The following is a 9,197-nucleotide window of genomic DNA, read 5'->3' as shown; positions in this document are numbered from 1 at the left end:
GTTGCAAGGCGATTCTCCCCCCTTGACCCCCGCGCCGCGCCCGTTCATCCCCCGCGCATGAGTGACGATGTCCGCGACAGCCTGATTCCCTATGACGAAATCGTGCAGGACGCGCTGCGCGCCGTGGTCGGCCGCGTGCTCTCGCAAATCGAGGGCTCCGACCATCTGCCCGGCGAGCATCATTTCTATATCACCTTCAAGACGCAGGCGCCGGGAGTCGATATTCCGGCGCATCTGATCGCCAAATTTCCCGACGAAATGACGATCGTGCTCCAGAACCGCTTCTGGGACCTGACGGTCGAGGAGGATCGTTTCAGCGTCGGCCTGTCGTTCAACCAGACGCCCTCGACGCTCGTCATTCCCTATGCCGCGATCACCGCCTTCGTCGATCCGTCGGTCGATTTCGGACTGCAGTTCCAGGTCAGCGACGACGAAATCGGCGAGCCCGAACCGCATGACGAGGCCGACAACGACCGCCCCGACGTATCGAGCCCCAATGTTTCGGGCGAAGACGGGTCGAACGTCGTGACGGTGGACTTCGGCAAGAAGAGATAGCGCCATGGGCGGCCCCGACTGGCCTCCCAGCCGTTTCTGGCAATTTTGGGCCCTTGCAGGCATGATCGTCCTGACCGCCGCCTTCTGGTGGGGGGTCGAGGGTTATGCACTGTTCGAGGCGGGCTATGCGCAAAGCCCGGTCGCCGACGGGCTGCTGCGTTTCAGCCTGCTGATCCTGACCCCGGCGTTCGTGCTCGTCTGGCTCGCCGCGGCGTGGCTGCGCCGGCGGGTCGGCGCGATGGGCTATTGGCAATTGCTCGGACTGGTCGCGATGATCTGGGCGGGCGCGATACTGGTGACGAGGATGCTGATCTTATGAGCGACACGCGGATCGAAAGCGACAGTATCGGCGAGATCGCGGTCCCCGCGGACGCCTATTGGGGGGCGCAGACGCAGCGTTCGACCCTGAATTTCCCCTTCGGCGCGCGCGAGCGGATGCCGATCGAAATCATCCACGCGCTCGCGCTGGTCAAGCAGGCGGCGGCGCGGGTGAACCGCAAGCACGGCCTCTCGGCCGATAAAGCCGATGCGATCGAGGCGGCGGCGCGCGAGGTCGCCGAGGGAAAGCTCGACGACCAGTTTCCGCTCGTCATCTGGCAGACCGGCAGCGGCACCCAGAGCAACATGAACGCCAATGAGGTGATCGCGGGCCGCGCCAACGAGATGCTGACCGGCCAGCGCGGCGGCAAGACGCCCGTGCACCCCAATGACGACGTCAACCGCAGCCAGTCGTCGAACGACAGCTTTCCGACCGCAATGCACGTCGCGGCGACGCTTGCGATGCGGCGGCGGCTGCTCCCCGCGCTCGACCGCCTGACGGCGGCGCTGCTCGCGAAGGCCGAGGCGTGGGACGGCATCGTCAAGATCGGCCGCACCCATTTGCAGGACGCGACCCCGCTGACCCTCGGGCAGGAATTCTCGGGCTATCATGCGCAGCTCCACTTGTGCCGGGCGCGCACCGTGCCGTTCGTCGAACATGCGCTGCCGCACCTCGCGCAGGGCGGGACCGCGGTCGGCACCGGACTCAACGCTCCTGCGGGCTTTGCCGACAGCTTCGCCGCGGAAATGTCGGCGATCACCGGCGTCGCTTTCGAAAGCGCGCCGAACAAGTTCGAGGCGCTGGCGAGCCACGATGTGCTCGTCGACCTGTCGGGGCGGCTGAATACGCTCGCGGTCGCGCTGACCAAGATCGCGAACGACATCCGCCTGCTCGGCTCCGGCCCGCGCGCCGGGCTCGGCGAGCTCGACCTGCCCGCGAACGAGCCCGGCAGTTCGATCATGCCGGGCAAGGTCAACCCGACCCAGTGCGAGATGCTGACGATGGTCGCGGCGCAGGTGATCGGCAACCATCAGGCCGTGACCATCGGGGGGCTGCAGGGGCATCTCGAGCTCAATGTCTTCAAGCCGCTGATCGGCGCCAATGTGCTGCGCTCGATCGACCTGCTCGCGACCGGCATGGAAGGCTTCGCCGAACGCTGCGTCGAGGGGCTGCAGGCGAACGAGGGGCGGATCGCCGAACTCGTCGATCGCTCGCTGATGCTGGTGACCGCGCTCGCGCCCGAAATCGGGTATGACAAGGCGGCGAAGATCGCCAAGCACGCGCACGAAACGGGATCGACGCTGCGCGCCGCGGCGCTGGACCTCGGCTATGTCGATGCGGCGACCTTCGACCGGGTGGTCGACCCGCGCACGATGTTGGGTCGGGGGCTCGGCCCGGATCGCTAAGGCGGAACCAAGCGGACCTGCCGGGGATTGATGGGGAGGGAAGGAAGATGAAGATGATCGGTCGGATCGTAGGCGGCGTCCTCGGCAGCGCCATCGGAAACCGGAAGGGTGGCCACCCCGTCGCGGGTGCCGTGATCGGCGCGGGCACCTTGTTCGCCGCGCGCCGGCTTTTCCCGCAGCGATACGCGGCGCTCGCCGCCACCGCCGCCGCCGCCTATCTTACCAAGAAATGGGCCGACCGTGCCGAAGCGCGCAAGGCGGCCGAGGCGGCGCATCGGACCGATCCCGACCTTGCGAAAGCGGGCGTCGTCGATACTTACGCGGGCACCGCCAAGCAGCCAACCGACGGCGAGGCGATGGGCGACGCGCTGCCGCCGGCGATACCGGTCGCGGCCAACGGCCGCGGCACCGCGCTCCACTAGGCGCCCGCCTGCCATTCCTTCACCATCTCGATCGGCGCGACGAGCATCAGCACATTCAGCGTCAGATTGTCGCGGATCGCCCATAATGTGAAAAGCTCGAACGCGATCGCGATTGCCAGCGTCGTCCACCAGCGCATCCGGCTCGCGGCGAGGAAGCCGAGCATCATGAAACCGGCGTCGCTCACCGAATTGAGAACCGAGTCGCCCGAATAGCCATAGGCCATCGTCACCTCGCGGTAGCGGTCGATGATGATCGGCGAATTTTCCAGAATTTCCCATCCGCCCTCGATCCCGATCGCGACAGCGAGCGCGACCCATAGAGGGGCGCGCGGCATCAACAGCCGCGACAGGCCGAAAAAGATGAAGCCGTGGATGATGTGGCTGAAGCTGTACCAGTCCGAAATCTGCTGGCTGTTCTGGTTCGACTGGACGGTGCCGTGCCACAGGCTGACCGTGCCGCACGGGCAGATCGGCGGGCGGCCCATCAGGGTCAATATCGCCGCAAGCAGCGCCAGCAGCCCGGCCGCAACCAGCCATCCGTTTCGCGTCATCGCCGCCCCTTCCCGCTTGACCGCCGCGCTTCCCCGCGCGAATAGCGCGCATGACCGAAAGCGTCCACCTGAACCGCCGCGGCGTGCTGTTCGTCCTCTCCTCGCCCTCGGGCGCGGGCAAGACCACCATCTCGCGCATGATGCTCGACGCGGACAGCGACATCGCGCTGTCGATCTCGGCGACGACGCGCCCGCCGCGTCCGGGCGAGGTCGACGGGGTCCATTATCATTTCGTCGATACCGACACCTTCAAGAAGATGGCCGCCGACGGCGAATTCCTCGAATGGGCGCATGTTTTCGGGCACCGCTACGGCACCCCGCGCGCGCCAGTCGAGGCATTGCTCGCCGCGGGCAAGGACGTCCTGTTCGACATCGACTGGCAGGGCGCGCAGCAGCTCTATCAGGAGGCCGGTCCCGACGTCGTGCGCGTCTTCGTGCTGCCGCCGACGATGGAGGAGCTCGAACGCCGCCTCCGCTCGCGCGGCACCGACAGCGACGCGGTGATCACCGCGCGGATGGAGCGCGCCGCGAACGAGATCAGCCACTGGGACGGCTACGACTATGTGCTGATCAACGACAATGTCGATGGCTGTTTCGACGAGGTCCGCGCGATCCTGCGCGCCGAGCGGCTCAAACGCCGTCGGCAGATCGGCCTGATCGGCTTCGCGCGCGACCTGATCCGCGCGGTGCCCGATGCGGACAAGAAATTATAACGCCGACATGAATGAGCCACGCGTCCCCGCGAAGGCGGGGACCCATCTCCGGTCGGTTCAAACTCTCACGGGCGGGTGATGGGCACCCGCCTTCGCGGGTGCACACGGTCTTTAAACCGCCTTCGCCAGCTTCGCTTCCAACTCCGCGACCATCTCCGCGCGCAGCGGCTTCGCCTCGCCATCGGTGCGGCATACGACCACCGTGTCGCAGGTCGCGATGCAGCCGCCGTTCTGGAACATCGCCTGGACGATCGTCCAGCTCGAGGTGCCGAGGCGGCCGATGCCGGTCGCAATCCGCACCGGATCGGGAAAATTGCCCTCGGCGAGATAGTTGATTTCGACCGCCGCGACCATCGTCCGCTCGTTCGCGGGGCGCTCGCCGAGCGGGCGTGCATCGCGGTTCAGGAGGACGCGGCCGCTCTCGAACAGCGCGGCGAAGGCCACATTGTTGAGGTGGCCGTTGACGTCCATGTCCTGAAAGCGCGTCTGCAACTCGATGCAGACGGGGTAGCTGGCGGCATCGAGCCGCCAGCGTTCCGGTTTCGCCATATCAGCGCGGCGCCATGCGGATGCCGCCGTCGAGGCGCACGTCCTCGCCGTTGAAATAGCCGTTCTCGATCATGCACATGGCAAGATTGGCATATTCGACCGGGTTGCCGAGGCGCTTCGGGTTGAGCACCGAGGCGCCGAGCGCGTCGCGGACATTCTGCGGCGCGCCCGCGAGGAGCGGGGTGTCGAAGATGCCGGGCAGGATCGTGTTGACGCGGATGTTCTCCGACGCGAGGTCACGCGCGACGGGGAGCGTCATGCCGACGACGCCGCCCTTCGACGCCGAATAGGCGGCCTGGCCGATCTGGCCGTCCTCGGCCGCGACCGACGCGGTGTTGACGATCGCGCCACGCTCGCCGTCCTCCATCGGGTCGAGCGTCAGCATCCCCGCCGCCGACTTGGCGATGCAGCGGAAAGTGCCGACGAGGTTGATCTGGATGATCCAGTTGAAGGCATCGAGCGGGAAATGCTTGATGCTGCCGTCTTCCTTCGAGCGGCTCGCGGTCTTGATCGCGTTGCCGGTGCCGGCGCAGTTGACGAGGATGCGTTCCTGACCATGCGCTTCGCGCGCCTTGGCGAAGGCCGCATCGACCGAGGCATCGTCGGTGACGTTGCATTCGCAGAAGACGCCGCCGAGCTCGGCGGCGATCGCCTTGCCCTTTTCTTCCTGCAGGTCGAAGATCGCGACCTTGACGCCCTTGGCGGCGAGCGCGCGCGCCGTGGCGGCGCCGAGGCCCGAGGCACCCCCGGTGACGACGGCGGATACGGTGGAATCGAGTTTCATGTCATTCTCCTGACTTAAAGCCCCTCCCCTTCAGGGGAGGGGTTAGGGTGGGGGTCGCAGGAGAGCGAGACCGCTTGGCCCACCCCGCTGCGACTAGGGAACAAGTTCCCAAGTCTCGCTGCCCCTCCCCTTAAGGGGAGGGGTATTGAATGGATTACAGCCGCTCGACGATGGTCACATTGGCCTGACCGCCGCCTTCGCACATCGTCTGGAGGCCGTACTTCCCGCCAGTCGCATCGAGTACGCCGAGCAGGGTCGCCATCAGCTTGGTGCCGCTCGCGCCGAGCGGGTGGCCGAGCGCAATCGCGCCGCCATGCTGATTGAGCCGTGCATGGTCGGCACCGAGATATTTGAGCCACGCGAGCGGCACCGGCGCGAAGGCCTCGTTGACCTCGTAAGCGTCGATGTCCTCGATCTTGAGCCCGGCCTTCTTCAGCGCCTTTTCGGTCGCGAACAGCGGCTCCTCGAGCATGATCACCGGGTCGCCCGCGGTCACCGACACATGGTGGATGCGCGCGCGCGGGGTCAGGCCATGGTCCTTCAGCGCCTGTTCGGACACGATCAGCGCCGCCGAAGCGCCGTCGCAGATCTGGCTGGAGGTCGCGGCGGTGATCGATCCGCCTTCCTGGAGCAGCTTGACGCCCGCGATGCCTTCGAGCGTCGCGTCGAAGCGGATGCCCTCGTCGACCTTGTGCATCTCCTTGCCCTCGGGGGTCTCGATCTCGACCGCGACGATCTCACGCTCGAACTTGCCGCTTTCGGTCGCCGCCTTCGCCCGGCGATGGCTTTCGAGCGCGAAGGCGTCGAGATCGTCCTTGGTGAAGCCGTGCTTCTTGACGATCATCTCGGCGCCCATGAACTGGCTGAACATGATGCCGGGATATTTCTCCTCGAGCCGCGGCGATTTGTAGTTGCCGAGCCCTTCCTTCATGAACAGCGTCGCGACGCTGCCCATCGGGACGCGCGTCATGCTCTCGATGCCGCTCGCCAGCACCATGTCCTGCGTCCCCGACAGCACGCCCTGCGCCGCGAACATCATCGCCTGCTGCGACGAGCCGCACTGGCGGTCGATCGTGACCGCCGGAATCGAGTCGGGGAGCTTCGAGGCGAGTACGGCGTTGCGGCCGAGGTCCATCGTCTGCTGCCCGCCCTGCGTCACGCAGCCGGTGATGACGTCCTCGATCGCCTTGGGATCGAAATCGTTGCGGTCGACGATCGCGTCGAACACCGCCGCGCCGAGGTCGACGGGGTGGATGCCGGCAAGCCGGCCGCCGCGGCGGCCGCCGGCGGTGCGGACGGCATCGACGATATAAGCATGAGCCATGGGGAGTTCCTTTCTTCCTAACGCCCCTCCCCGCCAGGGGAGGGGTTGGGGTGGGGGTCGCAGCGTTGCGCGAGGCCGCTTGACCCACCCCGCTGCGACTAGCGGGCAAGCCCGCAAGCCTCGCTGCCCCTCCCCTGAAGGGGAGGGGTTTTTACCATCAGAGCTTCCGCCCGATCAGTTCCTTCATGATCTCGTTCGTGCCGCCGAAGATGCGCGTCACGCGCGCCGCGCGCCAGGCGCGGGCGATCGGATATTCGTTCATATAACCCGAGCCACCGAACAGCTGGAGGCACTTGTCCATCACCTCCCACTGGAGATCGGTGTGCCACAGCTTCGCCGCGGCGCCCTCTTCGGGGGTGAGTTCCTTTTTCATGTGGCGCGCGAGCGCCCAGTCGAGGTGCGCCCAGCCCACCTGCAGCTTCGCCTTGAGGTCGGCGAGCACGAAGCGGCTGTTCTGGAAGTCGAGGATCGGCTTGCCGAACGCCTTGCGGTCGCGCGTATATTCGACCGTGTCGTCGAAGGCGCGCTGCGCCGAGGCCTGCGCCGAAACCGCGATCGACAGGCGTTCCTGCGGCAATTCGCTCATCAGGTAGATGAAGCCCTGACCTTCCTCACCAAGGCAATTGGTGATCGGCACGCGGACGTCGTTGAAGAAGAGCTCCGACGTATCGGCCTCGTCCTGCCCGATCTTGTCGAGGTTGCGGCCGCGCTCGAAACCTTCGCGGTCGGCCTCGACGAGCACGATCGATACGCCCTTCCACGCCGGCTGCACCTCGGTGTCGGTCTTGACGCAGACGAGGATCAGGTCGGCGTTCTGGCCGTTGGTGATGAAGGTCTTCGACCCGTTGATGACGTAATGATTGCCGTCCTTCCTCGCGGTCGTGCGCATGCCCTGAAGGTCGGAGCCGGTGCCCGGCTCGGTCATCGCGATCGCGGTGATCGTCTCGCCCGACACCATCCTGGGCAGCCAGTGCTTCTTCTGCTCCTCGCTGCCATATTTGACGATATAGCTGGTGACGATGTCCGACTGGAGCGAGAAGCCGGTGGTGGCGCGGCCGTAATAGGCGCTTTCCTCGTCGACGATCGCATTATAGCCGAAGTCGAGGCCGAGCCCGCCATATTCCTCGGGCACCGTCGGACAGAGCATACCGATCTCGCCCGCCTTCGGCCAGATCGACTTGGGGACGATCTTGTCCTCGGCCCATTTTGCGGCGTTCGGCGCGACTTCCTTTTCGAGGAACTGGCGCACCGTGGCGCGGAACGCCTCATGATCCTCATTATAGGCGGTGCGCGAGAGATTATCGAGCGACATCATCTTCCTTTCGTGACGGCGGCCGGACGCAAGCGGGGAGCCGGACGCGCGAGCGGTCGCGCATCGCAGCACGACCTTCGACAACACTGGACCTTACGTTTACGTCCACGTCAAGTGGAAAGACGCTACGGCGAGAAAGACGTTGCCTTCCTCACTCCGTCATTGCGAGCGTAGCGAAGCAATCCAGAGTGTGTGCAGACCGCCCTGGATTGCTTCGCTACGCTCGCAATGACGAGGTGAATGAGGGACTTCGCCGCCTTCCGGCCTTCGCGGGAGCGACGAATAGGTTTGCGAACGCTGGGCAGCCGTCTCGCCGCCCGCTAAACCCTCGCCCATGGTCGATCTCCTCCTTGACGCCGGCGCCTTGCTCGGCGAGTCGCCGCGCTGGCATGCCGCCGAAGCGCGCCTCTACTGGGTCGACATCGACGCACACCGCATCCACCGCACCGACCCGGCGACGCGCGCAACCGAGACGATGCAGCTCGATGGCCCGGTCGGCTGCGTCGCGCCGCGCGCAGGCGGCGGGCTGATCGTCGGTCTCAAGGACGGCTGCGCGCTGATCGACCATTGGGGGGCCGCACCGCGCCCCTTCGGCCCGCAGATGCTCGCGGGCATCCCCGAACAGCGCTGCAACGACGCCTGCGTCGATGCCGCGGGCCGCTTCTGGGTCGGCAGCGTGACCAGCGACAAGACCAACCCCGCCGCGAGCCTTTACCGGCTCGACCCCGATGGGTCGATGACCACCGTCTTTGGCGGGCTGCTCACCAGCAACGGCGCGGCGTTCAGCCCCGACGGGCGGACCTTCTACCACGCCGACACGCCCACCCACGCACTGCGCGCCTACACTGTCGATCCCACGACCGGCACACTCGGCGAAGGGCGGCTGTTCCACCGATTCGAGATGGGCAAGGGCCGCCCCGACGGCGGCACGGTCGATGCCGAGGGCTGCTACTGGTCGGCGCTGTGGGACGGCTGGCGCGTCGTGCGTCTGTCGCCCGCGGGCGAATTGCTTCAGACGGTCGCGCTGCCGGTGCAGCGCCCCTCGATGATCGCGCTCGGCGGGGCGGACATGAAGACCGCCTTCGTGACGACCGCAGGCAAAAACCTGACCGACGAAGAACGCAAGGGCCAACCGCACGCGGGTGGGCTCTTCACCTTCCGCGTCGATGTGCCAGGGCTGGTGCAGCCAGGGTTCGGGGGCTGATCGACGATCATTGAAGACCCTGCTTCCCCGCGAAGGAGTATCGGGCCGGATCGTCCCC

Annotated in this window: 11 protein-coding genes; 6 read left to right on the top strand and 5 right to left on the bottom strand. The window is 66.4% G+C overall.

The annotated features are described in order from the left end of the window. Positions 1 to 57 precede the first annotated feature (57 nt). From ACE3SL_RS09200 to ACE3SL_RS09185, 4 genes are all read left to right on the top strand, one after another. Positions 58 to 555: an SspB family protein gene (locus ACE3SL_RS09200; protein ID WP_374525436.1), complete on the top strand. Its 498-nt coding sequence runs from the start codon at positions 58 to 60 to the stop codon at positions 553 to 555. Between the two features lie 61 nt (positions 556 to 616). Next, positions 617 to 874: a hypothetical protein gene (locus tag ACE3SL_RS09195; protein WP_374525435.1), complete on the top strand. Its 258-nt coding sequence runs from the start codon at positions 617 to 619 to the stop codon at positions 872 to 874. After that, complete coding sequence (gene fumC / locus ACE3SL_RS09190; RefSeq protein ID WP_374525434.1) at positions 871 to 2,280, top strand: class II fumarate hydratase; 1,410 nt, start codon at positions 871 to 873, stop codon at positions 2,278 to 2,280. The genes ACE3SL_RS09195 and fumC overlap by 4 nt, the downstream gene beginning before the upstream one ends. A 47-nt stretch (positions 2,281 to 2,327) precedes the next feature. Next, entirely contained in the window at positions 2,328 to 2,702 is a 375-nt protein-coding gene (locus ACE3SL_RS09185) for a hypothetical protein (RefSeq protein WP_374525433.1), read from the top strand. Here the strand turns inward: ACE3SL_RS09185 and ACE3SL_RS09180 are convergent. After that, the gene (locus tag ACE3SL_RS09180; protein WP_374525432.1) at positions 2,699 to 3,253 is read right to left on the bottom strand and encodes a DUF2585 domain-containing protein; all 555 of its coding nucleotides are present in this window, start codon (positions 3,251 to 3,253) and stop codon (positions 2,699 to 2,701) included. The two genes, ACE3SL_RS09185 and ACE3SL_RS09180, sit on opposite strands and share 4 nt — an antisense overlap. A 50-nt stretch (positions 3,254 to 3,303) precedes the next feature. Here ACE3SL_RS09180 and gmk point away from each other — a divergent pair, with 50 nt between their 5' ends. Beyond that, positions 3,304 to 3,966 (top strand): guanylate kinase, encoded by a 663-nt coding sequence (gene gmk, locus ACE3SL_RS09175; RefSeq protein WP_374525431.1) that lies wholly within the window; start codon positions 3,304 to 3,306, stop codon positions 3,964 to 3,966. Between the two features lie 111 nt (positions 3,967 to 4,077). On the opposite strand, the gene ACE3SL_RS09170 is transcribed toward gmk, so the two are convergent. The 4 genes from ACE3SL_RS09170 to ACE3SL_RS09155 all read right to left on the bottom strand — a co-directional run bounded on the left by ACE3SL_RS09170 (position 4,078) and on the right by ACE3SL_RS09155 (position 7,935). Then, positions 4,078 to 4,515 carry an acyl-CoA thioesterase gene (locus tag ACE3SL_RS09170; RefSeq protein ID WP_374525430.1) on the bottom strand — a complete coding sequence of 146 codons (438 nt, stop codon included), beginning with the start codon at positions 4,513 to 4,515 and terminating at the stop codon, positions 4,078 to 4,080. A gap of 1 nt (position 4,516) precedes the next feature. Continuing rightward, entirely contained in the window at positions 4,517 to 5,299 is a 783-nt protein-coding gene (locus ACE3SL_RS09165) for an SDR family NAD(P)-dependent oxidoreductase (RefSeq protein ID WP_374525429.1), read from the bottom strand. A gap of 154 nt (positions 5,300 to 5,453) precedes the next feature. After that, positions 5,454 to 6,623: an acetyl-CoA C-acetyltransferase gene (locus tag ACE3SL_RS09160; protein ID WP_374525428.1), complete on the bottom strand. Its 1,170-nt coding sequence runs from the start codon at positions 6,621 to 6,623 to the stop codon at positions 5,454 to 5,456. Positions 6,624 to 6,780: 157 nt separating this feature from the next. Continuing rightward, the gene (locus ACE3SL_RS09155; protein ID WP_374525437.1) at positions 6,781 to 7,935 is read right to left on the bottom strand and encodes an acyl-CoA dehydrogenase family protein; all 1,155 of its coding nucleotides are present in this window, start codon (positions 7,933 to 7,935) and stop codon (positions 6,781 to 6,783) included. 334 nt (positions 7,936 to 8,269) lie between these two features. On the opposite strand from ACE3SL_RS09155, the gene ACE3SL_RS09150 reads away from it, so the two are divergent. Further along, positions 8,270 to 9,139, top strand: coding sequence for an SMP-30/gluconolactonase/LRE family protein (locus tag ACE3SL_RS09150; protein ID WP_374525427.1), 870 nt, complete (start codon positions 8,270 to 8,272; stop codon positions 9,137 to 9,139). Positions 9,140 to 9,197: the final 58 nt, after the last annotated feature.

The sequence above is a fragment of the Sphingopyxis sp. genome, assembly GCF_041916015.1.
GTDB lineage: Bacteria > Pseudomonadota > Alphaproteobacteria > Sphingomonadales > Sphingomonadaceae > Sphingopyxis.
Note: the sequence above shows the minus strand (reverse complement) of the source record. Positions and strands in the feature narration are given on the sequence as shown.